Annotated in this window: 16 protein-coding genes; 8 read left to right on the top strand and 8 right to left on the bottom strand. The window is 36.4% G+C overall.

Features of this window, described 5'->3' with window-relative positions; genetic code table 11:
• Positions 1–43: 43 nt before the first annotated feature.
• Positions 44–1,798 carry a phospho-sugar mutase gene (locus J2Y60_RS00080; RefSeq protein ID WP_309913060.1) on the bottom strand — a complete coding sequence of 585 codons (1,755 nt, stop codon included), beginning with the start codon at positions 1,796–1,798 and terminating at the stop codon, positions 44–46.
• Positions 1,799–2,573: 775 nt separating this feature from the next.
• Between J2Y60_RS00080 and J2Y60_RS00075 the strand changes: the two genes are divergently transcribed.
• The 4 genes from J2Y60_RS00075 (at position 2,574) to accD (ending at position 10,933) form a co-directional block, all read left to right on the top strand.
• Positions 2,574–5,582: a TonB-dependent receptor gene (locus tag J2Y60_RS00075; protein WP_309913063.1), complete on the top strand. Its 3,009-nt coding sequence runs from the start codon at positions 2,574–2,576 to the stop codon at positions 5,580–5,582.
• 28 nt (positions 5,583–5,610) lie between these two features.
• Complete coding sequence (locus J2Y60_RS00070; RefSeq protein ID WP_309913066.1) at positions 5,611–7,053, top strand: RagB/SusD family nutrient uptake outer membrane protein; 1,443 nt, start codon at positions 5,611–5,613, stop codon at positions 7,051–7,053.
• A gap of 194 nt (positions 7,054–7,247) precedes the next feature.
• A complete protein-coding gene (locus tag J2Y60_RS00065) occupies positions 7,248–9,875 on the top strand; it encodes a T9SS type A sorting domain-containing protein (protein WP_309913069.1) in 2,628 nt (875 codons plus the stop codon).
• A 215-nt stretch (positions 9,876–10,090) separates the two neighbouring features.
• Complete coding sequence (accD, locus tag J2Y60_RS00060; protein ID WP_309913072.1) at positions 10,091–10,933, top strand: acetyl-CoA carboxylase, carboxyltransferase subunit beta; 843 nt, start codon at positions 10,091–10,093, stop codon at positions 10,931–10,933.
• A gap of 137 nt (positions 10,934–11,070) precedes the next feature.
• On the opposite strand, the gene J2Y60_RS00055 is transcribed toward accD, so the two are convergent.
• The 4 genes from J2Y60_RS00055 to J2Y60_RS00040 all read right to left on the bottom strand — a co-directional run bounded on the left by J2Y60_RS00055 (position 11,071) and on the right by J2Y60_RS00040 (position 14,858).
• Complete coding sequence (locus J2Y60_RS00055) at positions 11,071–11,412, bottom strand: heavy metal-associated domain-containing protein (protein WP_309913075.1); 342 nt, start codon at positions 11,410–11,412, stop codon at positions 11,071–11,073.
• A gap of 83 nt (positions 11,413–11,495) precedes the next feature.
• Entirely contained in the window at positions 11,496–12,059 is a 564-nt protein-coding gene (locus tag J2Y60_RS00050) for an AraC family transcriptional regulator (protein WP_309913078.1), read from the bottom strand.
• Positions 12,060–12,064: 5 nt separating this feature from the next.
• Positions 12,065–14,323: a TonB-dependent receptor domain-containing protein gene (locus J2Y60_RS00045; RefSeq protein WP_309913081.1), complete on the bottom strand. Its 2,259-nt coding sequence runs from the start codon at positions 14,321–14,323 to the stop codon at positions 12,065–12,067.
• A 103-nt stretch (positions 14,324–14,426) separates the two neighbouring features.
• Complete coding sequence (locus J2Y60_RS00040) at positions 14,427–14,858, bottom strand: HYC_CC_PP family protein (protein ID WP_309913085.1); 432 nt, start codon at positions 14,856–14,858, stop codon at positions 14,427–14,429.
• Between the two features lie 316 nt (positions 14,859–15,174).
• Between J2Y60_RS00040 and J2Y60_RS00035 the strand changes: the two genes are divergently transcribed.
• The 3 genes from J2Y60_RS00035 to J2Y60_RS00025 all read left to right on the top strand — a co-directional run bounded on the left by J2Y60_RS00035 (position 15,175) and on the right by J2Y60_RS00025 (position 16,842).
• Positions 15,175–15,504 (top strand): DUF2752 domain-containing protein, encoded by a 330-nt coding sequence (locus J2Y60_RS00035; RefSeq protein WP_309913088.1) that lies wholly within the window; start codon positions 15,175–15,177, stop codon positions 15,502–15,504.
• On the top strand, positions 15,467–15,826 hold the full coding sequence (locus J2Y60_RS00030; protein WP_309913091.1) for a TM2 domain-containing protein: 360 nt from the start codon (positions 15,467–15,469) through the stop codon (positions 15,824–15,826). Before J2Y60_RS00035 ends, J2Y60_RS00030 begins: the two co-directional genes overlap by 38 nt.
• Before the next feature lie 113 nt (positions 15,827–15,939).
• On the top strand, positions 15,940–16,842 hold the full coding sequence (locus J2Y60_RS00025) for a TIM barrel protein (RefSeq protein WP_309913094.1): 903 nt from the start codon (positions 15,940–15,942) through the stop codon (positions 16,840–16,842).
• Between the two features lie 246 nt (positions 16,843–17,088).
• On the opposite strand, the gene J2Y60_RS00020 is transcribed toward J2Y60_RS00025, so the two are convergent.
• From J2Y60_RS00020 to J2Y60_RS00010, 3 genes are all read right to left on the bottom strand, one after another.
• Positions 17,089–21,411 carry a T9SS type A sorting domain-containing protein gene (locus J2Y60_RS00020; RefSeq protein ID WP_309913096.1) on the bottom strand — a complete coding sequence of 1,441 codons (4,323 nt, stop codon included), beginning with the start codon at positions 21,409–21,411 and terminating at the stop codon, positions 17,089–17,091.
• Between the two features lie 109 nt (positions 21,412–21,520).
• Entirely contained in the window at positions 21,521–22,576 is a 1,056-nt protein-coding gene (gene obgE, locus J2Y60_RS00015) for a GTPase ObgE (RefSeq protein ID WP_309913122.1), read from the bottom strand.
• A 76-nt stretch (positions 22,577–22,652) separates the two neighbouring features.
• The gene (locus J2Y60_RS00010) at positions 22,653–23,225 is read right to left on the bottom strand and encodes an adenylate kinase (protein ID WP_309913098.1); all 573 of its coding nucleotides are present in this window, start codon (positions 23,223–23,225) and stop codon (positions 22,653–22,655) included.
• A 223-nt stretch (positions 23,226–23,448) separates the two neighbouring features.
• Here J2Y60_RS00010 and J2Y60_RS00005 point away from each other — a divergent pair, with 223 nt between their 5' ends.
• The gene (locus tag J2Y60_RS00005) at positions 23,449–24,456 is read left to right on the top strand and encodes a Gfo/Idh/MocA family oxidoreductase (protein ID WP_309913101.1); all 1,008 of its coding nucleotides are present in this window, start codon (positions 23,449–23,451) and stop codon (positions 24,454–24,456) included.
• Positions 24,457–24,792 lie beyond the last annotated feature (336 nt).

Genomic DNA, 24,792 nt, shown 5'->3' with positions numbered 1-24,792 from the left:
GGCGAGAAAAATTTCTCGCCATTTTTGTTTAAATATGTGTTTTTTACTTCAAACCCAAATCTTCTTGAATAGCCGAAACTTTCAATTTTAATTTAGCCAATACTGTTTCAAAGTCCTCCGCTTTTTCTAAAGGCTCGTTTACAGAAACATAAAATTTGATTTTAGGCTCAGTACCTGAAGGACGAGCAGATACTTTTGTACCATCTGCTAAAACCAATTGAATTACGTTTGAAGCTTCCATACCCAATCCAGTTGGAATATTAGTTACCGCTCCAGACTTCAAATCAGTTGAAGTAAGATTGGTATAATCAATTACTGTTACTGGTTCAGAACCTGCTACTGTTGCTGGCACATTGCTACGCAAATCAGCCATCATTTTCTGAATTTCTTCCGCTCCTGCTTTTCCTTTTTTCGTTAATGAAATCAAGCCTTCGTAATAGAAATTATTTTCCATATACATGCTCGTCAAGAAATCAAATAACGACTTGCCATTATCTTTAGCATAAGCTGTTAATTCAGCAATCATGGCACATGAAGCAATGGCATCTTTATCACGAACGGCATCACCAATTAAATAGCCATACGACTCTTCGCCACCCCCAATAAATTTCTCTTTACCTTCCAACTCACGAATTACAGCAGCAATAAATTTAAAGCCTGTTAAAGTATTATAACATTTAACGCCTTGTGTTTCGCACATTTTATCAATGATGTTGGTCGTAACGATGGTTTTAGCAACAAATTCTTTGCCCGTCAGTTTTCCAGCTTTTTTCCAAGCATCTAATAAGTAATAGATAATCAAACTTGCCATTTGGTTACCATTCAACAACACCCATTCTCCTGCTGGATTTTTTACCGCAGCCCCTACTCTGTCAGCATCAGGGTCTGTAGCGATTACCAAATCAGCATCAATTTCTTTGGCCAAGTTCATGGCTAAAGTCATTGCTTCTGTTTCTTCTGGGTTTGGATAAATTACCGTTGGGAAATCTCCGTTAGGTTCAGCTTGAGCTTCAACTACGTTTACATCTTCAAATCCCAACAATTTTAACGCTTTTGGTACAAGAGTAATACCTGTTCCGTGAATAGACGAATACACAATTTTCAAATCTTTCTGACGCGTAATTACATCAGGGTTGATTGAATTTGCTTGAATAGTTTTCAAATATTCTGCATCAATTTCTTCGCCGATTAACGTAATTAAATCTGGATTACCCGTAAAATTGATTTCATCTACTGATTGGATTTTATTTACTTCAGCAACAATATTCTTATCGTGTGGTGCTACTACCTGCGAACCATCATTCCAATAAGCTTTGTAACCATTGTATTCACGAGGGTTATGCGAAGCCGTAATCACTAGCCCTGCATTACACCCTAAGTGTCTCACTGCAAAAGATAATTCAGGCGTTGGACGTAATTCTTTAAATAAAAACACTTTTATGCCATTGGCCGAAAAAATATCCGCAGCTACTTTAGCAAAAAATGAAGCATTATTCCTTGAATCATGAGCGATAGCCACGCTAATGCTTTCTCCTGTGAAATTCGCTTTTAGGTAATTAGCAAATCCTTGTGTAGCCGAACCAACAGTATATTTGTTCATACGGTTTGAACCTACACCCATTTCACCACGCATTCCACCCGTTCCAAACTCTAAGTCTTTATAAAAAGAATCTGTTAACTCTGTCTCTTTTCCTTCATCTAAAAGTTGTTGGATTCTGGCTTTGGTATCTGCATCATAGTTTCCCGAAAGCCACAAGTTGATTTTTTCTTGGGTAAGTGCGTCTAAGCTAGCGATCATAATATTATTTGTTAAGTTAAAGTCTGAGATTTTTCGACCAACAAATATAAAAATTATTTATTGTTTTGAGTACTGTTCTATAGCTTTAGTCGATTGCGATTTATTGAACGGTAATTTTTAGGAATAAGCCAATAAAAAATAGGGTTTTAATGAAACACAGGTATTTCTAAGAACCTCGAGGATTAAATATCCCGATTTAGTGCAAATGGTACAGTAGAACAGCCTGCTAAAAAACATTATTTAACTATGTTTTCAATGTATAAACATTAAGCCATCAAATTTTTTTAAACTGTAACCCAATTGATGAAATACCAATAAGTCATTTTAAGCAGACTATGAATAGCAAAACATCATAATATGTTGTAAAATTAAAAATAGTAGTATACATATTACCGTCAATCGCTATACAGCTATTATATATAGCTTTTCTACTCGGAACTATTGTGGGTTTGCGCTACTTCTTTTTAAAAAATAGTTATATTTACTTATACTAATGTGTAAAATAAAAATTATCTTTAGTATTGAATACTCTTCTATTATTTTAACAAATACTTATTTAGTAAGCGATGTTTTTTGGTGATAACAAAACAAAAACCATGTTTTGTCAAAAAAACACAACAAAAGACTAGCAATATATGTTAATTTTAAAATAATAAATTATCAATATTCGTTTATATATTGATTTAAAAAGTATGAGGTCTAAAGTAAAGTCAAACCTACCTGATTCATTTTTTTCTAACTAAACATTCCCAACTTTTAAAACAAAATCAACAACATGAACAGAAAACTACTAATGATTTTTGTACTGATGCTGACTTTAACGCTAAAAATGGCGGCTCAGGACAGAATTATCTCCGGAAAAGTGACTTCGTCAGAAGATGGGGCAGTACTCCCAGGTGTAAGTGTGTCGGTAAAAGGTACATCCAGAGGAATAACTACTGGTGCAGATGGTTCTTATAAAATTAATGTCCCTAACAATGCTAAAATAATATTTGGTTTTGTAGGGTTTATTAAGCAAGAAGTGATTGTTGGCACTAAAACCATCATTGATGTTGCATTAGTACAAGACGTTACTGATATTGAAGAAGTAGTAGTAGTAGGTTATGGTACAACTAAAAAGCAAAACCTTACAGCATCTCAAGCAAATATTTCTGGGAAAGCCCTAGAGGGTAAACCTGGGGGTACATCATTCGATAATCTTTTACAAGGTAAGGCTGCTGGTTTACAAATTATCGCTATAAATGGACGTCCTTCAGGACAGTCTTTCATCCGTATTCGTGGTGAGAGCTCTCTATCTGCTGGTTCTCAACCATTAGTAGTAATTGATGGTGTGCCTGTAGGTAATAGTGAAGCACAAGGAGGTATTAATATTTTAAATACCATTAACCCCAACGAAATTGAAGATGTACAAGTATTAAAAGATGCTTCATCTGCTGCAATTTATGGTTCTAGAGGTGCTGGCGGAGTAATTTTGGTTACAACAAAACAAGGAAAAAAAGGATTACCAAAAATTACCTACTCTTTTCAAGCGGGTTACTCTGAAAAAACTCCTGATAATTTCAAAATGATGACTTTTGATGAAAAGCTACGTTATGAAAAAGATTTGGGTTATACCAATGGTTATTTTCAAGATGATGTAACGACAATGACCGATGCTGAATACCAAACAGAAGTAACTAGATTATCAGCAGGTAAAACAGATTGGTTTAAGACTCTTTTACAAAAAGGGCAATTAAGAACACATCGTTTTGGTATTAGTGGAGCAAATGATTCATTTTCTTATAATATCAGTCTGCAAAGTTCTAATGTTGGAGGTTTAGTAAACGGATCTAATTCTGATGTGAAAGGAGGAAGAGTCAACTTGGAGTATCGTGCAAATAAATGGTTAAAAACTGGAAGTAACTTACAATTTGCATCTATACAAACCAACGAACAAAGAGATCGTTATAATGTACAAAATCCTTTCTATGCTATTTATGCTTATAATCCTTATGAACCAGAATTTAATGATGATGGTACTTACAACCTAACAGCAAATGGGTTTAGTATCTCGGAGGCAATAGTAAACAATACTGAAAAACAAACAATTGTAAATGGGTTGGGTAGCTTTTATCTAACATTAACACCTATAAAAAACCTAGATATTCGTTCACAAATTGGCTTAATTTACACAGACTACTACAGAGAATATTTTATAAAACCTAATTCAATTCTTGATCAATATGTGGGAGACCCAGCAGCGAGAGGTTCAAAAACAGATAATGGTTCACAAGGATTCAATTATGTTTTCACTAATACTGCTACTTATTCCAAATCTATTGACAATACCCATAATTTCAAAGTATTGGGTGGGATAGAATTTACAAGAGACAGAGCAAGAGCTTTCTCATTGTCAACAAAAGGATATCCTTCTGATAAAGTTAATACTCAGGACAATGCTTCAACACCAACAGGTGCAACGACTAGTAAATCAGATTGGGCATTGTATTCGCTATTTGGTCGTATCAACTACGATTTTAATCAAAAATATTTTATTGATTTTTCTGGTCGTCGTGATGGGTCTTCTCGTTTTGGGGCAAACAATCGCTATGGTTTATTTGGTGCTGTTAGTGCAGGATGGCATTTAGATAAAGAATCATTTATTCAAGACTTAACTTTTATCAATTCATTAAAATTAAGAGCTAGTTATGGTTTAACAGGTAACGACCGTATTGGTAACTATACATCATTAGGATTGTATCGTTACAGCAGTTATGGTTTAACATCTGCTACATTCCCATCACAAGTAGCAAACCCAGATTTAACTTGGGAAAAACAAACTGCAACTGATATTGGTTTAGATTTCTCTGTAATGAATAATCGTCTTTACGGCACAATAGACTGGTACACGAAGAAAAGTTCCTCGTTACTTTATGAAAGACCTCTCTCTACAACAACTGGTTTCCAATCAAGAATTGAAAACGTAGGAGCTGTACAAAACAGAGGGGTTGAATTGACAGTTGGATACAAAATTATTGATAACAAAGATTTTAAATGGGATGTAAATGTAAACTACTCTATCAATAAGAATAAGGTTACAGCACTTACAGAAGATGGTATAATTCGTCCTGGAGGTCTTAGCAAGCTTCAAATTGGTCAACCAGTTGATGTATATTTTATGACTCGCTATGCGGGTGTAAATTCAGCTACGGGAGCACAACAATTTTATAACGTTAATGGTGAAGTGGTAGAGAATTACTCTCCAAGCGATGCAGTAATTTTAGAAGGCAAATCTCGTTTAGCAACACGCTTTGGTAACTTCCATACTGATATTAGTTATAAAGGTATTTCGTTAGGTGCTGATTTATATTACTCTGGTGGAAACTATATATTTAACTCAATGTGGAATGATTTGACTTCTGACGGTGAATACATCTATAATAACCAAGCAGCAGATGCCTTGAATTATTGGAAAAAACCAGGTGATACTGGCGTATTACCCGTTCCAACTGGCATTAGCTATACAACAGATCGTTATTTACAAAAAGGTGATTTTATCCGTTTAAGAAATGTTACTTTAGGATACACTATCCCTTCATCTATTACCAAAAAAGCGAAAATACAATCAGTTAGAATTTATGCACAAGCACAAAACTGGTGGTATTATGCCTTTGAAGCAAAAGGTGACCCAGAAGTTGGTTTTGGACAAGCAGAAAGTACTGGAGGACAAACACAAGGATTATTCCGTGGTTATAGCTATCCTGTAACACGTCAATTAACATTCGGCATTGATTTAACCTTCTAAATTCATCCATTAAACAGACTTACAAAATATGAAAAAATATATTTTAACTCTTAGCATTTTTACTCTGATTGGAGTAACAAGCTGCAGCGATAAAGAACTTGAACTAGGTCCATATAACTCAGTAACTGATACGCAAGCATTTGAGACAGAATCTGATTTTACCAATGCAGCACAAGGTATGTATGCCCGTGCAGTAAGTGGTTTATCAGGTTTATCAGGTGGTTCATATTATGCGGGTTCATCAATTAGTCTGCCTGATATTATGTCAGACAATGCTATCATGAGCCGTACTGGTCGTTTATCAAATCGTTTTTTCCATGAATGGCGTTATAATGGTGACAATGCTTGGGACTTATGGACACAAGCCTATTCATCTATTCGTAGGGCCAATGGTATTCTGGTAAACATTAATAAATTATCAGATGGTACAGCCAAAAACAACTTTAAAGGTGAAGCTTTAGCGGTACGTGCCCTTGCTCATTTTGATATGGTTAAATTATACGGAAAAGCTTTTACACAAGCAAGCGATGCTGATTTAGGTATTCCTTATGTAACAAGTACTGATCCAACTGCTAGACCTGCCCGTGAAACGGTTAAATCAAATTATGCTAAAATAGAAGCAGATTTGGTAGAAGCCGCAACGCTAATCGGAAGCGGAAATGGCATCTATCGTTTCAACAAAGCAACAGTCTATGCTCTACTTTCACGATTGTATTTGTATGAGGGCCAATGGCAAAAAGCCGCTGATTCAGCTACCCAATCATTAGCATTGAGTTCAAGCCCTGGGTCGATTACTAATTTTGCAAATATCTGGAAAGATGCAAGTAACGACGGCTTACTATTAAAATTACAAATTGTAGATAAAGATGCCGTCTCGCCAGGTGTAGAATACAGCCAAAGTTCAGCCTCAGGTGTACGTTCAGAATATGTTATTGATTATGATTTCTTTAAATTATACAAAGACAATGATGTTCGTAAAAATGCGTACATTGGTTCAAGTACTTTTGGTGGATTCAAATACAACAATATCATCAAATATTTTGGCCGTGCTACAGGTAATGCCAACGTAGTTGACCCTAAGGTAATCAGGGTTGCAGAGGTATTATTAAACCGTGCAGAAGCTTTGGCTCAATTAAACAAAGATGCTGATGCCTTAAAAGATTTGAATACATTAAGAGCAAGCCGCTATGTAGGTTTTGTCGCCGCTGATAATCAAGAAGGTGGTAATGCGTTGAAGGCTGAAATTGACTTGCAAAGACGCCTCGAATTGGCATTTGAAGGTCATCGTTTCTTTGATATTAAGCGCAAAGGTTTAGCCATAGTTCGTTCAAACTGGGGTGATAGATTCGATGGAACTGGAACAACCTATGGCTTTAAAACGTTAGCTGCTGGTGATCCTAAGTTCCAATTGCCTATTCCTACCAATGAAATTCGTACAAATGCGAACGTTGTTCAAAACCCTGGATATTAATAGCTGAAAATTATTTTATTAAAAAGGCTTTCTTAAATATAAAAAGAAAGCCTTTTTTTTCGTTTATCTAATAGCTATCTATGGATTAACTATGTTTCTAAAACCTTTATTAACTTCTATCAAAAATAGTTATTATCTTGTGTAGCAAACACTTCAAATTCTATCTTAATAAGTCTCCTAAAATTTATTTTAATATGAGAAAATTATTACTTGCTACTCTAATAACCATGGGAAGCTTTGCTGCTTTCACACAAAAAATCAAAATCGAGTCTATCCCAGGAACTCAGATTGTTGATTATGCACCAACACCTGAGCAAGCCAAAGAACGTGTTTTGCCAATGGGATATACCGAGATGATGAAAGCAAAACTAGAAGCAGATAAGAAAATAGCTGCTAATATTCGAAAATCTTCCACTCAAGCAGCTAATTTTCAAGTTTTTTACGAACAAGGCTCCAATTTATCCGCCGAGGTAAAAAGTGTTTTTGAAAGAGCTGCCGCAACATGGGCTAATGCACTAAATTCGGATGTGCCTATTAAAATTTTAGTACGCTGGCGGAGTCTAGCCTCTGGTGTATTAGGGTCAGCTGGTGCGTCAACTTATTATCGTAATTTTCCGGGAGCAGCTAAAGCAGGTACTTGGTATCCTATTGCCCTTGCCGAGAAAATGGCAAGAAAAGACCTTAATGGTACTGATCAACCAGATATTGTTGCTACTTTTAATTCTGACCGTACCGACTGGTACACGGGGGAATCGACTCCCACAAGATTACAATATGACCTGTATTCGGTTGTATTGCATGAATATGGACATGGACTTGGTTTTATAGGTACTTTTGGAGCAAGCGATACCGTAGCTGGTTGGGGGAGTGGTAGCTTTGTAGGTTCAGCAGGAATTTTTGACAATTTCATTGTTAATAGTGCAGGTGTATCATTGATTGACTCTACTACTATCGAAAATTTTTCTGCGGCTCTTCGTAAAGAAGTTGTAGGAGGCAAACTATTTTTAAATAGCCCTTCAGCGACAAAAGCGAATGCTAACAAACAGGCTAAATTATATGCTCCTACTACTTATAGTGCGGGTTCTAGTATTTATCACGTAGATCAAGCTACTTATCGTATCGGCGACCCAAATGCTTTAATGACCCCTTCTATTGCAGCTGGTGAATTAACGCGTGAAATTGGACCCATTGTATTAAACCTATTTGCAGATTTGGGTTGGATTAGTAGCTCTATTACACATGACCCTCTCACGGATAATGAAGATACGAGCAAAGACTATATCTTTACAGCAAAAGTATTAGGAGATACTGCTATAAAAGATGGTTCTGTAAAGTTGTATATGACTACTACTAATAGCATCGCAGATGCCAAAGAAGTACCACTTACCAAAGCAGGCAATCAGTATTCATATACATTACCAAAATCAACAGAGAGACGCAAAATTAGTTATTACTGGCAAGGTGAAGACTTAGCAGGTAGAAAATTAGCTACGCCCGCAGAAGCACCATTGAGTCCTAAAGGTTTTGCAAATTATTATCAATTTACCATTGGAGCAGATACTGTAAAACCTGTTATTTCTTATACTAACAATATTTTTTCAATTTACAACACTGATACTGAGATAAAGCTTCCAGAAGGACAAGCCTATGATAACATAGGTATTGACAGTGCTTATGTAGAATATTATATCAATGATGTAAAACAAACGCCCATTATATTGACCTATACTACTAGCGATAAAACCATTACTTTTAATGGTAGTTTTAAATTTACATCGGCTCAATTTAAAGGGAATGATGTAGTAAAATATCGCATCGTAGTAAAAGATAAAGCTAAGGCTAAGAATACACGCTTCTCGCCTGAAACTGGTTTTTATGAATTTAAAGTCTTGAAATTATTTCCTGCGGTAAATACTTACATCAATAATTTTGATACGTCGCCAGCAGCGCCTGATGATTTTTATCTAAAAGGTTTTACTTTCTCAAAACCCACAAACTTTACAAGTATTGCTTTAAACTCTGACCATCCTTATAAAAATGGTTCAGAAGAGACATTTGAAGTAGATGGAAATTTATTTACCAATTATATCGCTCAATTACTGAAACCAATTACTTTAAGAAGCGATACTGCTAAAATCTACTTTGATGAAATAGTACTCGTAGAACCTGGTGCAGATGGTGCAGTTTTCCCTGATAGAGATTTCTTTGATTATGTGGTAGTGGAAGGCTCTAAAGACAATGGTAAAACATGGCAGTGGTTCCAATCAGGTTGGGATTCAAATGATGACCCTGACTGGAAAAAAGCTTGGACTTCTTTAAATTTGGATAAAGATCAAAATTCAAAGGTAGTCGGCACGCCTAGTCTTTTTAGAAAAAGAGAAATAGATATGCTAACTTCTGGGGATTTCAAGGCGGGTGATAAGGTCTTGGTCCGTTTTAGATTGTTAGCTGACCCTCTTGCTTATGGATGGGGATGGACTGTCGATAACTTGAATATACAAGGGCCATCGGGCAAACCTGTGATAGTAACCCCAACTGTATTAGGTAATGAACCAAGCAGTACAATTGAAGTAACCATTTCTCCAAACCCTTCACCTAATGGTGAATACAAACTAAAAGCGAGCTTTGCTAAAGCGACAAAGAGTGTAACCATTAATGTTGTAAATATCTTTGGGGTATCTGTCTTTAACGAACAACATACTAATTCGGGAAATGAGTTTAACCATACTATTAACCTAGCGAATCTTTCAAATGGCTATTATCTTTTAAAGCTTCAAACAGAAAATGGAATGATTAATAAAAAAATAGTTTTAGCTAAATAATTTTCAAAGAATAATAAAAATGAGCCTTTTTGTGTATTCAAAAAGGCTCATTTTTATTATGTTACATAACAATTTTTCACAAAAATGTTATAAGTCGAAACGCAATACCTTATCTTTGCCAAGATTTTGCATTTCTTAGAAATGTATTAACCGCAATTATATATTGAAACAAAAGGCTTTCAATCATTAACATTCGAATCTAGCAATCATAAAATATGTCTTGGTTTACCAGAAAAGATAAGGGTATTTTAACCCCTACCGAATCAAAACGTGAAGCTCCAGACGGGCTTTGGTATCAATGCCCATCTTGCAAAAAAGCAATGCACACTCGTGAACATAAGTTGTTCGCTTATACTTGTTCAAACTGCAATTATCATGAAAAGATTGGCTCTCAAGAATACTTTGAGATTCTTTTCGATCAAACAAAATATACAGAATTGGATGCCATGCTTTCTTCTGGCGACCCTCTGGAGTTTGTAGATACAAAACGTTATCCTGATCGTATTAAAGCTACTGAAAAGAAAACAGGCTTGAAAGATGCGGTAAGAACTGCTCATGGCAAAGTAAATGGCATTGAAATGGTAGTTTCTGCGATGGACTTTTCATTTATTGGCGGTTCAATGGGTTCTGTAGTAGGTGAAAAAATTGCTCGTGGTATCGACTATGCTCTTGCACACAAAATTCCATTTTTAATGATTTCTCGTTCGGGTGGTGCAAGGATGATGGAAGCTGGGTTCTCGTTAATGCAAATGGCGAAAACTTCTGCCAAATTAGCTTTATTAGCCGAAGCAGGGATTCCTTATATTTCTTTATTGACAGATCCAACAACTGGAGGCGTAACGGCATCTTATGCCATGCTCGGAGACTTTAATATCTCAGAACCAGGTGCTTTGATTGGTTTTGCTGGTCCGCGAGTTATTCGTGAAACTATCGGTAAAGATTTACCAAAAGGTTTTCAAAGTGCTGAATTCGTATTAGAACACGGATTCCTTGATTTTATCGTGGATAGAAAAGATTTAAAAGATAAACTTTCATCTTTATTAGGGATGTTGGCGTAATAGCTTTAAGCCTTGAGCGATGAGCTTTGAGCATAAGAAGGGGTTGTCGATTTTGAATCGACGATCCCTTTTTTATGTAACAAAACTCATGGCATGACTTGAAGTCATGCCATGAGTAAATTCTCAAAGCTAAAAAACTACATTCCCCCCTTTTTACAGCAAGAAGGTAATTTTTCATAGCCTTTAGCATTAGCGGTTACTTCGTCAGCATCGTATCCTACATCTGCAATAGCTTTTTTAATTTTTTCTACCGATGTCTTCTTTGGGTTGTACGTTACTGTTACAATTTTTTCTTTACTCTCAATATTCAGATTAGATTCTGAAACTCCTTTGGTAAAGGCTAATTTTTTCTCGATACGCTCTTTGCACATTTCGCAAATGGCAGAAGTTTTAATTTTTACTGTTTCTGTTTTAGGCGTTTCTGCAAATGTAAGCACTGAAACTAATAAAAGGATTAATGCTAAGATGTTCTTTTTCATGTTGTTGTTTGTTTTATTGATTGATTATTTTGTTAAAGTATATTTGTTTTTATGGCATTTTAAAGTCTAATTCAACTTTTAAATTATATCTCGTCCAAGGCTTTTCTTGTATGAGATTGTAACTCCTTGAAACGACTAGGCGTCAGGCCCATTACTTTTTTAAACTGATTCGATAAATGTTGAACACTACTGTAATGCAATTGGTCAGCTATTTGGCTTAGTGTTAATTCATCATAGACTAACAATTCCTTGACTCTTTCTATTTTCTGAAAAATTAAATATTGTTCTATCGTTTTTCCTTCAATTTCCGAAAACAGGGTACTCAGATACTTATAATCTCGCCCCACACGTTCAGCAATCAGAAAAGATGGTGTTATTTTATCAACACTATCGTCTGCTTGATAAATCATCTCAATCACTACATTCTTTATTTTCTCAACAATTTTCTTTCGTTTATCATCCAATAACTCAAAACCTACATCATTCAATTTTTGAGCCAGAATAGTCTGTGTTTGTTCGTCTAAATCTTGCTGAATAATAACTTCGCCAAGTTCAATCTGTTCTACCTCAATATTCAGTTGTGTAAGGATTTGGTTTACGGCCATCTTACAGCGATCACAAACCATATTTTTGATATATAACTTCATCGCTCTTATTTAATTTTATAACGCATCCCCACATACACCATTCGTCCAATAACAGGCCCCCATACCATTGAAGCATCAAAATTCTTTCCGAAAGGGTCGTTCGCTGCAATAATAGGATTGCTCTGTGTAAAGTTATTGAGATTTTCGCCTCCAACATACATTTCCCATTTCAAGAAAGCCTTTGTCACTTGTGCATTAATATTTGAAAAAGCAGGAGCAAATACCGATGGAGACGTCACAGAATGCACATGTCCTTCGGCAGTGTCAGGAATCCTACGCTTGCCGTTCCATTGCCAAGTAAAATCTATTTTCCATTTATTATAAGGCAAGGCATACGCAATGTTAAATAGCACTCGCTCGCGATTAACAAACTGTTTTGGTAATAAAGTAAGCTCACCCGCTGGAGTCAGTACGTCGTTTTTAACATCAAATAAGCGATAAGCTAATTTAGTTTCGATACGTTTACTGGGTGCATAATTTACTTCTGCCTGAAAACTATTAGAGAACGAACGCCCTTTTAAATTATAAAAACGAACTAAATCAGCATTTTCCATATCTACGATTAATTGATTTTGGAAGTTCGTTCTATAGGCATCTAAAATAATTGTTCCTTTCTTTCCAAAAAGATAAAAATCGTTACTCAGGCTCGCTCCAAAATTCCAAGATTCTTCTGGTCGGATGATTTCAGGTACAACCAATTGCCTCGAATTCACTAGCATTCCAAAATTTTCGGCAATCGCATTAGGCATTCTCCAACCTTTCCCTGCACTAAGACGTAGGTGAAGGTCAGATGTAATATCATATTTGGCATGTATTCTAGGTGTAAACCTAGTACCATACAAATTATGAAAATCTACCCTACCTCCTACTACAAGCGTTAATTTTTCAGGAATGGTTTCTGTATATTCTACAAAAACACCCGGTACAGATTCTGTTCTTTTAAAGGTAGAATCTAAGTACTTTTCATTGTAATCATCCAACAGGTAACTTATTCCTGTTTTGTATTGGTGGTTGGTATTGCCTAATATATTTTGATAAATTAAATTGGCATATATGCTCTTTTGAGTACCTGTATAGTTTTTAAACCCAAAATACGACTGGTTATCATGGTACAAACCATTGATAATAAGCCCTAAGCCCTGATAGGGCTTAGTTTGATATAGCTTGGCGGTTTTACTAAAAAATTCGTAGCGCTTTGTGGTACTTCCAAAACCATAAGCATTTGGCATATTGCGGTCTGTATCTGGATTAAATTTTACTTGTCCACCCAAACGGTCTTCATACAATGCTTTTACACCAAACAAAGCCATCATTTTATCACTTTGGTACTTCCAACGATTAATGGCATTGTATTGGGTATAAAGTGGCAAATCTAAAAAACCATCTTTGTTTTTATCCAATTTAGTCTGCAAAGTACTCCCATGCGTGAGTAAACCTACAGACCATTTTTCGTTGATTTTATTGGCTAAAGAAAGATTGATTTCTCCTCTACCCTGACTATTCAAATAAGTATTCAAATACAATTTTTCGGCAACATCTGGTTTGGCCAATTCTACATTCAATGCTCCCGTCATAGATTCATAGCCACTTATTACTGAACCCGCTCCTTTGCCCACATCAATCGAAGAAATCCAAGTGCCGGGAATATAGTTTAGTCCGAACGTGCTGTTCAAGCCACGAATAGCTGGAATATTTTCCACATTCGTTTGAATATAATTACCCGATAGCCCTAATAATTGAATTTGCTTTGCACCCGTTACCGCATCAGCATAACTAACAGACACCGAAGCATTGGTTTCAAAACTTTCTGACAGATTACAGCAAGCGGCCTTGGCAAGGGCTTTCGAAGTAATGATTTCGGTATGAATAGGGTTCATTCTATCCATAGCACTAGCCTCCGCTTTTACAACAACTTCAGATAAATTGGCATTTATGGGGATAAGATTAATCTCTAAGAAGTCTAATGAATGTACCATCAGCGTATCGGTTTTATACCCGACAGAACTAACGATTAATTGATGGTTTTGAGATTCTTTACTGATAGAGAACTCTCCTTTTTCATTGGTGGTGGTTCCTCGTTGGGCATTTTGCCAACGAAGGGTAGCACCGATGATGACTTCTGTTTTGCCATCAGTTTTTTTCTCTTGGACTATGCCTCTAACTGTTTCGCCGCTCTGAGCAAATAATGGTGAAAACAACACTACATTGGTGATTATCAGTACAATGAGCCTAGAGAATATTTTTGAAACTATAATAGAATTCATGATTTTTCATATTAAAATATTAAAACGACTAAGGTTTTTGAGTTATCAACACAATTAGATAACGCAATACCACAAAAGATAGCGTTTGATATTCTAACAAAAATCAAATAAGAAAGGACTGAATAAAGATAAGGCGGAGTCGTCCAAATAAAGGGGGTGCGGTATTATAATAATGAGAGATTTTGAAAGAAACAGATTGAGCTACCCACGTAAAAGTATAAAAAATGGGTGTTTCAATTATCCATGCTAAAGAAGGAATTTTATAGTCTATACTAATTCCCTGTGATGCATTTGGCGTGATTTTATAATGAGTAACTGAATCTGAACAACATTTAGCTCTTTTGATACTAAGCTTTGATGAATGTTCTGTCATCTTAGCTTTTTTAGCACAACAACTACGCTTAGGCTGAGAAAGCATATAATTACTTTTTCCGCTTATTTTACAAAGATGCTCATACATAGCAAATCCAACGCTTGCGAAAAGCACTTGGAAGGCCATCAAAAGGCAAAATATGCGTATGAGTACTTTTTTCATAATGAGCTTTAAAAGTAAAGCTTTCAGTCGTCGGCAATCAGCTTTCGGCTAAAATATTTAAAGAAAATGTCTATGTATCTAATATTAAATCTTATAGTAAAACAAACACTGATAGCCGAATGCTAAAAGGACTCACAAAGATACGTATTTTCAACATGATAAGTATTTATATTAGTTTCTGATTATGTTGCATAATTTTCCGATTTACTACCTAAAATTAAATTCATCCTACAAAACACATTATCCACCCCTAAAAAAGACATTCTGTGTAGAATTATAGCTATTATCAGAAAATATCCATCACCTTTGATTCACAATGATACGGAAATTAAATATCGAACTCTTGTTTTGGATTAGTGGATTAATCTGGTTGTTTCTTGATAATCCACACGAAAACCATTTTAGTTTTTGTCCGATAAAAAACTTAGGATTTTCATTTTGTCCGGGTTGTGGATTAGGTCATGCTATTTCATTTTTATTTCATGGAAATTTACAACAATCATTTGACAGTCACCCACTTGGAATTTTTGCTGTAATTGTTATCGTTGCCAGAATTATCACTTTACTAAAATATACTTACCAACATTTAAACTTAAACATACAAGAAAATGACACCCAACATAATGATGATGCTTTCGAACCTTGAGGCTGAGGAAGCAATGTTTATCCAAAGTTTAATCAAAGATATGTCTGAAGACCAACAAAAGACCTTTATCATGATGTATCAAAACAAACGCAGGGATACTACCCTTATTTTGATAACAACTGTAATCGGTTTCTTTGGTTTTGCAGGTATTCAGCGTTTTTTAACTGACCAAATCGGAATGGGAATTCTCTATTTCTTCACAGGTGGTTTGTGTTTTATCGGTACCATTGTAGATTTAGTTAACTACAAAAGCTTAGCTTTTGAGTACAATCAAAAGGCCGCTTATGATACATTACACATGATGAAAACTTGGCATTCATAAAACTATACGTTGCAGGATTGTTTTTTCAAAAAAATCCCCTAAATTCCATCGAATTTGAGTATAATCTAGTTTAGATATACTCTTTAATTCTAATTCAGGACTTTTAAAAAACTATGGGAAAAACTTTTTCACGCCGAGCGGCTCTACAGGGAGTCGGTGCGGTAACTGCAACCATGCTAACTTCTTCGCTCAGTAATCGAATTGAAGCGGCAGACACACAGATAGGTGCCGCATTGAAAGGTCGAGTAAATCACTCTGCTTGTCGTTGGTGTTATGGCTCTATTCCATTTGAAGACCTTTGTAAAGCTGCCAAAGATATTGGTATGCAAAGCCTTGAGTTGACAGGTCCTTCGGAATGGGAAATTTTGAAAAAATATGATTTAACATCAGCCATCGGGTGGCCAGAAGGTAACCAATGGGGAAATGGTATGGGCTTAACTAGCTGTTTCAACAATGTAAAGAATCATGATGCACTCGTGGCATTATATGAAGATTTGATTCCGAAAGCAGCTAAGGCGGGTGTTAAAAACTTAATTACGTTTTCTGGAAACAGAAATGGATTAAGCGATGAAGATGGATTAATCAACTGTAAAAAAGGTTTACAGAGAATCATGAAAACAGCAGAAAAACATGATGTAACCATCACGATGGAGTTGCTGAATTCAAAAGTAAACCACAAGGATTATCAATGTGACCATACTGATTGGGGTGCGGCTTTGTGCGAGATGGTTGGCTCAGATAAATTCAAATTACTTTATGATATTTATCACATGCAAATCATGGAAGGCGACGTAATTGCTACGATTAAAAAATATCATCAATATATTTCACACTACCATACAGGTGGCGTTCCGGGTAGAAATGAAATTGACGATACGCAAGAATTGTATTATCCAGCTATTATGAAAGCTATCCTTGATACTGGTTATAAAGGATTCATCGGACAAGAGTTCATTCCTGCAAAATCTGATAAAATCGCTTCATTAAAACAAGGTGTTTTAATTTGTGATGTATAAATGAAACCTATAATTTCTATTTAAAAGAAAGTGTTTCAGACGATTTCTAAGGTTTTTGAATTTATTCTCGTCCTTACTTTTTGCCTTGATGCAAAAAGTAACAAAAAAATCAAGAATTCCTAAACTCGCTTCGCTCAAACAGTAGGAATTCGGAGAACATCAATCACAAAAAAGCGGTCAAAAAATTAATTTTGACCGCTTTTTTGTATCAACTGATATTATGACAACTCATCACTCAAAACTTCGCTATTGCGTTACGACTACTTTCTTTATTCTTTCAAAACTATCTGTTTTGAGTTTGATAAAATAAATATTTCCTATAGAACCACTCAGTTTAAGCGTTCTTGGCGTATCAAATTTATTGACTTTAAATGTCTCAATCAGTCTTCCATCCATTGTATACACTGACACATCAGCACCTATCAAATCTTCAACAACTTGAATCGTAATATCACCCGTAGCACTTGGGTTTGGATAAACGTTCATTCCTTCAAAAGTCAAATCCTGCGTATATTTATACACTAATGACGGTTGTGAATAACACATCAGACTACCACTTGGCAAAGCCACTTGATTATATATTTTACTTGCCTGTACTTGGTAATTACCATCCTTTTTCACTTTGATGGTATTTGTAATAAAGCTTTTCTGTTCTTCTCCGTTATATTTCCATATATAGCCATTTTCGTCTCCAGAACTTTGAGCTACTAAAAAGAAAGCTCCAGCTTGTGAAATCACTGGCGTAGTTGGAAGCGAACGAACATCTACTGTAATAGCATTCGATGGCGCCGACAGACAGAAGTTTTTATCTTCTACTCTTGCAAAATAGTTTCCTGATTTATTCACTACAAAAGTATTGTTTGTACCATTCCCTAGCGAATCGTTGGTACTTTTATACCAATAGGCTTTATTAGTATTTGCAGTCGCTAAGACAGTACTACCACCATCACAAAAAGTAAGATTCCCCGTAGCACTAATTTGTGGTGTTGCTGGTAATGGATATACACTTAAAGTAATGGGCTGTGATGATTTTGAATAACATGAAAAAGCACTAACAGCTTGTACTGTTACATCGCCAGCATAATTTACCGTAATAGTGCTAGCCGTACTATTCGAAATACTCCATTTATAACTACTTGCCTGTACTCCTATCGCTGTTAAAGAAACGCTTTTGTCTGCACAAAAAGGATTGGCTCCTCTCAGGGTGATAGATGGTGCAGCTGGTAGTGGATTGACGGTTGTTTTGATGGTATCCGAACTCGCTACAGATTTACATCCATTCGTATCAATTACGGCTACTCCTATGCCATTAGCTTTTTTCCATGTAAATGTTCTACCGCTGATGCCAGTTTGTAATAACCCATCGACTGTCCATTGATATACATTTTTCAATCCATTGGTAGTAGTAGTTGGCAAACTTGCTTCTAATAAAGTACTGTCGCCATCACAGAAAATCTTTGGTCGTACTATTCTCAATGTTGGTTTAGCAGGTAATGGATTCACGGTAACTTTCAATACTTTTGAATAGGCCGAAAAGCATCCAAAGGTATCTCTTACTTTTACAGCATATCTTCCCGACGTATCTGTTGTGATAGCTGCTGTCGTGGCAATCTCTTTTTTAGTATCTTCATCTCTCCAGCTATATCTATCCACATTTCCATTTGCTATTAGTGCTCTTAATGTGGCTGTTCCACCTTTACAGAAAGTAGCAATAGGTGAAGCCAAGATACTCGCTGGCTGTGGTGCTTCTCGCACAGATACTTTTACACTTTTTGAAATCTTAGAAATACATTTCTTCACACTAATCGCTTGTACAGCATATTCTCCTGCTTCTCCAACTATTACAGATTGAGTTTTTCCAAAAACGATGCTACTACTTATATTCGTCCACGTATATTCATTACCTATTACCGAAGACGATAGTGTAACCGTAGAATCTGGACAGAAAATCAAGGGCCCATTTGCTACGACAGTTGGTGTAGCAGGTAAAGGGTTGGCAATAACCGCAACAGGGTCGGAAGCATCTTTTGATTTACAACCTTTGTCTGAAACCGCAATTACTGAAATAGTCTTTGATTCCTTAACAATGATTTGCCCAACGGTTTGGTTGGTACTCCAAATATATCCTGAAGCCGTTGATGAACGTAATACCGTAGAATCGCCATCACAAAACTCCGCAGGGCGGATAATTGAAATGGTTGGTTTAGCTGGCAACGGATTTACCGTAAGCACTGTAGCTACAGATGGTTTAGAAGTACAAGTATTAGCATCAGTAAAGGTAAGACTATAACTTCCTGCCGTACTAACGGTGATACTCTTTGTTTTGCTACCAGTATTCCACGTATATACACCAGTGCCTTTATCATTAGCTGTTAAAGTTTTGCTTTCAAGTTCACAAATACTTACTGCTGTTCCCTCTAATATAGTAGGTGCTGTTGGATTTGGATTGACAGTAACCAATTTGGCATCTGAGACAAGCGATACACATCCATTTGCATCTTTAGCTTTTACTGTATAAATCCCTGTTTTTGTAACTACCAATCCTACTGCTTTTGAAGTAGTGGTATCTATTGCAGTGGTAGAACTCCAAACGTTCGAATTAGTCGTATAAGATGAAGTCAGCGTCACATTTCCACCTTCACAAAAAGTTGTTACACCGCCAGCCGTAATCGTTGGCTTTGCAGGAATAGAAGGAAACAGTTGCAACGTATAGCCTGTAGAATAGTCAGAAACACAACCCACTGAATTTTTTAGAGCAACCGTATAAGTATAGTTACTGCTTCCATTAGCCGAAGAAGTATCTCGCCCCGTTACTGTAATAGCACTACTGGTAGAGCCTGTGAGCGTTTTACTTCCGACAATCCAACTATAAGACGTTCCTCCACTAGTCGCTTTTAGAATACGAGAGTCTGTTCCACATACTAATGTTATGCTTGTGTCGGGCGTAATAGTAGGCTTAGCTGGCTTCGGAGAAACTTTCAAACTCACCCCCGTAGAAGCATCAGAAATACAACCAACTGAATTGATTAAAGCTACTGTGTAACTATATGTTCCTGCAGTCGTTACATCATTTCCTGTAATCAACAAGGTATTTATTTTAGAACTTGACAATTCTGTAATATCTCTTTTCCAAACATACGATGTTCCGCCACTCGTTGCTGTAAGCGTTTTAGTACCTACACCACAAATGGCATTGGTATCTACTGCAGCAATAGACGGCTTTGTAGGTTTAGGAGAAACCTTTACTCCCACCGCTAAAGAAGTATCTGAGATACAACCTACTGAGTTTTGAAGAACAACTTTATAATTATAAGTACCCGCTACCGAAACATCATTTCCTGTAACGGTCAAAGTGTTGATGGTTGATAATAATATAGTAGCATCTCTCTTCCAAGTATAGGTACTACCATCAGCGGTTGCTGTCAATGTTTTAGTACTTACGCCACAAACCGCATTGGTATCAGGAACCGAAATTACAGGTCTGCTAGGTTTCGGAGAAACTTTTAGCGCAACTGCTACTGAAGTATCTGAAGTACAGCCTACAGCATTGGTAAGCACTACTTTATAATTGTATGTACCAGCTACTGAAACATCCGTTCCAGTAACGACTTGTGTATTTATTGTTGAGCTAAGTATCGTATTATTTCGTTTCCATAAATAACTTGTTCCACCACTAGTAGCGGTTAATGTTTTAGCGTCTGTTCCACAAATTAAATTAGGAGTAACTGGGGTAATTACTGGTGTTGCTGGCTTTGGAGATACCTTTAAGCTCACCGATGCAGAGGTATCAGAAACACACCCTACTGCATTTTGAAGTACTACTTTATAATTATATGTACCTGTCGGTACATCCGTTCCAGTAACTGTTAACGTGTTTGTTGAAGCACTAAGAATCGTAGCATCTCTTTTCCAAGTATAACTAGCCCCTCCTGTTGTAGCCGTTAATGTTTTTGAGTCTGTTCCACAAATTAGATTGGGTGTAAGTGGAGTAATGACAGGCGTTGTTGGTTTGGGAGATACTTTTAAGCTCACAGCAGTACTAGTTGAGGTACAACCTGTAACACTATTCGTGGTAGAAACAGTATAGGCATAAGTGCCAGGGGTAGTCACAGAACTACCTGTTACGGACAAAGTGGCTGTAGTGATTGTCGTAGAAACGCCATCTCTTTTCCAATCATAATTAGTAGCGCCACTGGCTACAATATTCCTGCTACTTACTCCACAAATCGCCGTTAGGACATCACTAGGTGGTGTAATAGTTGGGGCAGTTGGCACAATCTGTGTTACCGTAAAAGCACTTACTACAATATATGAACCAACCGCAGTTTGCTTTACTTTGGCGGTATAAGTTCCTGTAGCTGCTGTGTAAGTTTGTGTAGATGCCACCAAAACATTACTTGAATTATACCATTCATAAACGGCATAGCCACTAGGAAGCGTAAGTTGAGACGTACCTAAGCCAGTACAGTTATAAACACCCGTTGCCGTAATTGTAGGCGTTTGAGCAGACGATATCGTAAATGATAAGATTAACCACATCATTACAAGATATGAACAGCTTTTTTTCATAATTATCATGTTGATATAATTACCATCGATTGCGGTAATGTATGAAGATAAAACAGGTAAAGTCATCTACATTCAGCCCTGAAGCTAAATGTAGATGATAAAGGTTAATTTACTCAAAATCAATTTCTGTAGACTCTTCTGGACTTTCACTTTCAATAACCTCAGGCTGTGCATTCTGTAAAGTTGTCCATAATAAATCTTTCAATTCTGTCAGACCTTGTTGCATCACTGACGAAATCAAGACGTAAGGGATGTTATCAGGAATCTGCTTTAAAATTCTGGCTTTGTCTTCTTCATCTGGTACTAAATCCATTTTAGAAATAGCCAAAATTCTTTCTTTATCCAATAAAGCAGGATTATATTTTTTTAATTCATTCAGGAGTATAAGATACTCTTCTTCAATATTTTCTACAGAAGCTGGTACCATAAACAACAAAATAGAATTTCGCTCGATATGTCTTAAAAATCTGGTTCCTAAACCTTTTCCTTCCGCTGCCCCCTCAATGATTCCAGGAATATCAGCCATGATAAATGATTTGAAATTACGATAAGCCACAACCCCCAAGTTTGGAACAAGGGTTGTAAAAGGATAATCTGCAATTTCAGGAGTAGCCGCAGACATTACAGAAAGCAACGTAGATTTCCCTGCATTCGGGAAGCCCACCAAACCAACATCTGCTAATACTTTAAGTTCTAATACAACCCACATATCTTCGCCTACTTCACCCGGCTGAGCATAGTGTGGAGCTTGATTCGTTGATGATTTAAAATTGGTATTACCTAAACCACCTCTTCCGCCTTTTAGCAAAATTACCTCTTCGCCATTTTTTGTAACTTCTGCTAATACTTCTCCTGTTTCAGGGTCTTTTACGATTGTTCCCAATGGAACGTCAATAATTGCGTCTTCTCCTTGAAGTCCCGAACGGCGTCCGCCTTCGCCACCTTTTCCGTCTTTAGCAAAAATATGTTTTTGGTATTTCAAGTGGAGCAAAGTCCAGTGTTGCGAGTTCCCTCTTAATACAACGTGTCCTCCGCGGCCGCCATCACCACCATCTGGACCACCTTTAGGTACGTGTTTTTCACGACGGAAATGGCTTGAACCGCTTCCTCCGTGGCCCGAACGGACGTTAATTTTTACGTAGTCAATGAAGTTGGATGCCATGATATTTAATTATTATTGATTGATTTAAAATGGGTAATTCGCAGAACTACAAAATCACTACAAATTACCCCATTTTAAATTATTTTACTGCATCAATTGCAGTACAGATATTAGTAAAAATTTCTTCGATATTTCCGATTCCGTTTACTTTAGACACTTTGCCTTGTGCTTCATAATAAGGTAATACGTGGACTGTTTTCGAGAAGTACTCGTCAATACGCTTCAACAATTTATCAGCATCGTCATCTGCACGACCTGACACTTTTTGTCTTTCAGCAATTCTATTTTTAATTTCCTCTTCAGTTACATCTAACTGAACTACGCCATTGATTTTTTGTCCGTTTTTGGTCAAATATGCATCTAATGCCTCTGCTTGAGGCACGGTACGTGGAAATCCATCAAAGATAAAACCTTTTGCTTCAGGATTGTTTTTTACTTCTTCTTCTAACATATCAATCGTCACTGAATCAGGTACTAAAAGCCCATCAGCTAAGATTTGTTTCACGCGCTGCCCGAGTTCAGTATTATTAGAAATGTGCATGCGAAACATATCGCCTGTAGAAATATGAACTAACTGATACTTCTCAATTAATTTAGCTGACTGTGTTCCTTTACCTGCACCCGGAGGGCCGAATAAGACTAGATTTAACATTGGTTATACCGTTATTTTTAAAGTTCTTAATAGTTGTTTTGTTATAAGACTACAAATTTACTAGAACCATAATGAAATATCTGCTAATTGTCTGATAATTTAGCAAATGAGGTATAGATGAACAAAAATTAAACGCAATATCCAATGATAACCGCGAGTAGACTTTGCTTGTTTTTTGCTTATTTTTGTTGAAATTGATTTATAAACAGAATCCCAATTAATAATGCTCAATGTTGCTCTTATTGGTTTTGGTTTATCTGGCAGATACCTCCAAGCCCCATTTTTCTCGGTAAATCCTAATTTCAATCTTAAAACGATTGTTTCAAACAGTCAGAATCCTAAAGATTTTTTTCCTGACGTTCAAGTCGCCAAAAGTTTAGAAGAAGTATTAGCTGATGATACCATTGATTTAGTTAGTATCTGTTCGCCAAATGCTACACACTACGAATTTGCGAAGAAATGTTTACTGGCCAACAAACACGTACTGGTAGAAAAGCCTTTTACGGCTACGGCCAGTGAAGCAGAAGAATTGATACAATTATCTAAAGAACGAGGTAAAGTTATTTCTGTTTATCAGAATCGTCGTTTTGATAGCGACTTTATGACCGTTAAACAAGTAATTGAAGAGGGTTTATTAGGAGATTTACTAAGCTATGAAGTACACTATGACCGCTATAAGCCCATTTTGAATGCTAAAAAATGGAAAGAAACTAATAATGCGGCTAATGGAATCTTGTACGATTTAGGTGCACATATCATCGACCAAGCAATAGTACTTTTTGGCGTTCCGCAACAAGTTTGGGGCGAAACTTGTACGGAAAGAGAAGGTTCTGAGATTGATGATTCTTTCGATATCAGGCTTAACTATGGTAAATTGAAAGTTACCTTAAAATCGAGCTTATTAGTTCGTGAAGAAGGCCCAAGATATATTTTGTATGGTACAAAAGGTTCTTTTGTAAAGTATGGAATTGATATGCAAGAAGACCATCTAAAAGCAGGCATCATGCCAAATATGGATGCTTTCGGAATTGAATCTGAAAGTAATTCGGGCATTATTAATACAGATATTAATGGTTTACATTTCCGAGGAACTATTGAAACAAAGAAAGGCGATTGGGGACTACTTTTCCAAAATCTTTATGAAGCCATTACTGGAAAAGCTGAATTACTGATAAAACCAGAAGAAGTTTTACAACAAATTAAGATTATGGAGCAGATTAAGAGGTATTAGTGGTGGTGGCTGTCAGCTTTTGGTCTTCGGTTATCGGTTGCAGAGAATTAAGGCTTGCTCCCATGGCTAGTCTCCTGACCAGTCCACAGGTTCACACGGGAAAATGGACTGGTCAGGAGACCAGCCACGGAATACAGAGCAGATTAAGAGGTATTAGTAATTGGGTGTTGGTCTTCGGATATCGGTTGGAGAGGATTAGGGCTTACTTAAATAGCAGGATTGTCAGTTTTCCTATTAGCTAGTGACTTAAGTCCTACTGATTACCCACATCTTTTAAAAATTTAAAATGAGGATATAATTATTGAAAAATTGGTTAAAATGTGCTTAAATCGCCTT

The sequence above is a fragment of the Arcicella sp. BE140 genome, from assembly GCF_031456255.1.
GTDB classification, from domain to species: Bacteria; Bacteroidota; Bacteroidia; order Cytophagales; family Spirosomataceae; genus Arcicella; species Arcicella aquatica.
Note: the sequence above shows the minus strand (reverse complement) of the source record. Positions and strands in the feature narration are given on the sequence as shown.

Bases quoted from the DNA above. Each gene is read 5' to 3' on its own strand.
- J2Y60_RS00040 (WP_309913085.1), bottom strand. From the start codon at position 14,858: ATGAAAAAAGTACTCATACGCATATTTTGCCTTTTGATGGCCTTCCAA.
- J2Y60_RS00055 (WP_309913075.1), bottom strand. From the start codon at position 11,412: ATGAAAAAGAACATCTTAGCATTAATCCTTTTATTAGTTTCAGTGCTT.
- J2Y60_RS00025 (WP_309913094.1), top strand. From the start codon at position 15,940: ATGGGAAAAACTTTTTCACGCCGAGCGGCTCTACAGGGAGTCGGTGCG.
- J2Y60_RS00030 (WP_309913091.1), top strand. From the start codon at position 15,467: ATGACACCCAACATAATGATGATGCTTTCGAACCTTGAGGCTGAGGAA.
- J2Y60_RS00020 (WP_309913096.1), bottom strand. From the start codon at position 21,411: ATGAAAAAAAGCTGTTCATATCTTGTAATGATGTGGTTAATCTTATCA.
- J2Y60_RS00045 (WP_309913081.1), bottom strand. From the start codon at position 14,323: ATGAATTCTATTATAGTTTCAAAAATATTCTCTAGGCTCATTGTACTG.
- J2Y60_RS00065 (WP_309913069.1), top strand. From the start codon at position 7,248: ATGAGAAAATTATTACTTGCTACTCTAATAACCATGGGAAGCTTTGCT.
- J2Y60_RS00010 (WP_309913098.1), bottom strand. From the start codon at position 23,225: ATGTTAAATCTAGTCTTATTCGGCCCTCCGGGTGCAGGTAAAGGAACA.
- J2Y60_RS00035 (WP_309913088.1), top strand. From the start codon at position 15,175: ATGATACGGAAATTAAATATCGAACTCTTGTTTTGGATTAGTGGATTA.
- J2Y60_RS00005 (WP_309913101.1), top strand. From the start codon at position 23,449: ATGCTCAATGTTGCTCTTATTGGTTTTGGTTTATCTGGCAGATACCTC.
- accD (WP_309913072.1), top strand. From the start codon at position 10,091: ATGTCTTGGTTTACCAGAAAAGATAAGGGTATTTTAACCCCTACCGAA.
- J2Y60_RS00050 (WP_309913078.1), bottom strand. From the start codon at position 12,059: ATGAAGTTATATATCAAAAATATGGTTTGTGATCGCTGTAAGATGGCC.
- J2Y60_RS00070 (WP_309913066.1), top strand. From the start codon at position 5,611: ATGAAAAAATATATTTTAACTCTTAGCATTTTTACTCTGATTGGAGTA.
- J2Y60_RS00075 (WP_309913063.1), top strand. From the start codon at position 2,574: ATGAACAGAAAACTACTAATGATTTTTGTACTGATGCTGACTTTAACG.
- J2Y60_RS00080 (WP_309913060.1), bottom strand. From the start codon at position 1,798: ATGATCGCTAGCTTAGACGCACTTACCCAAGAAAAAATCAACTTGTGG.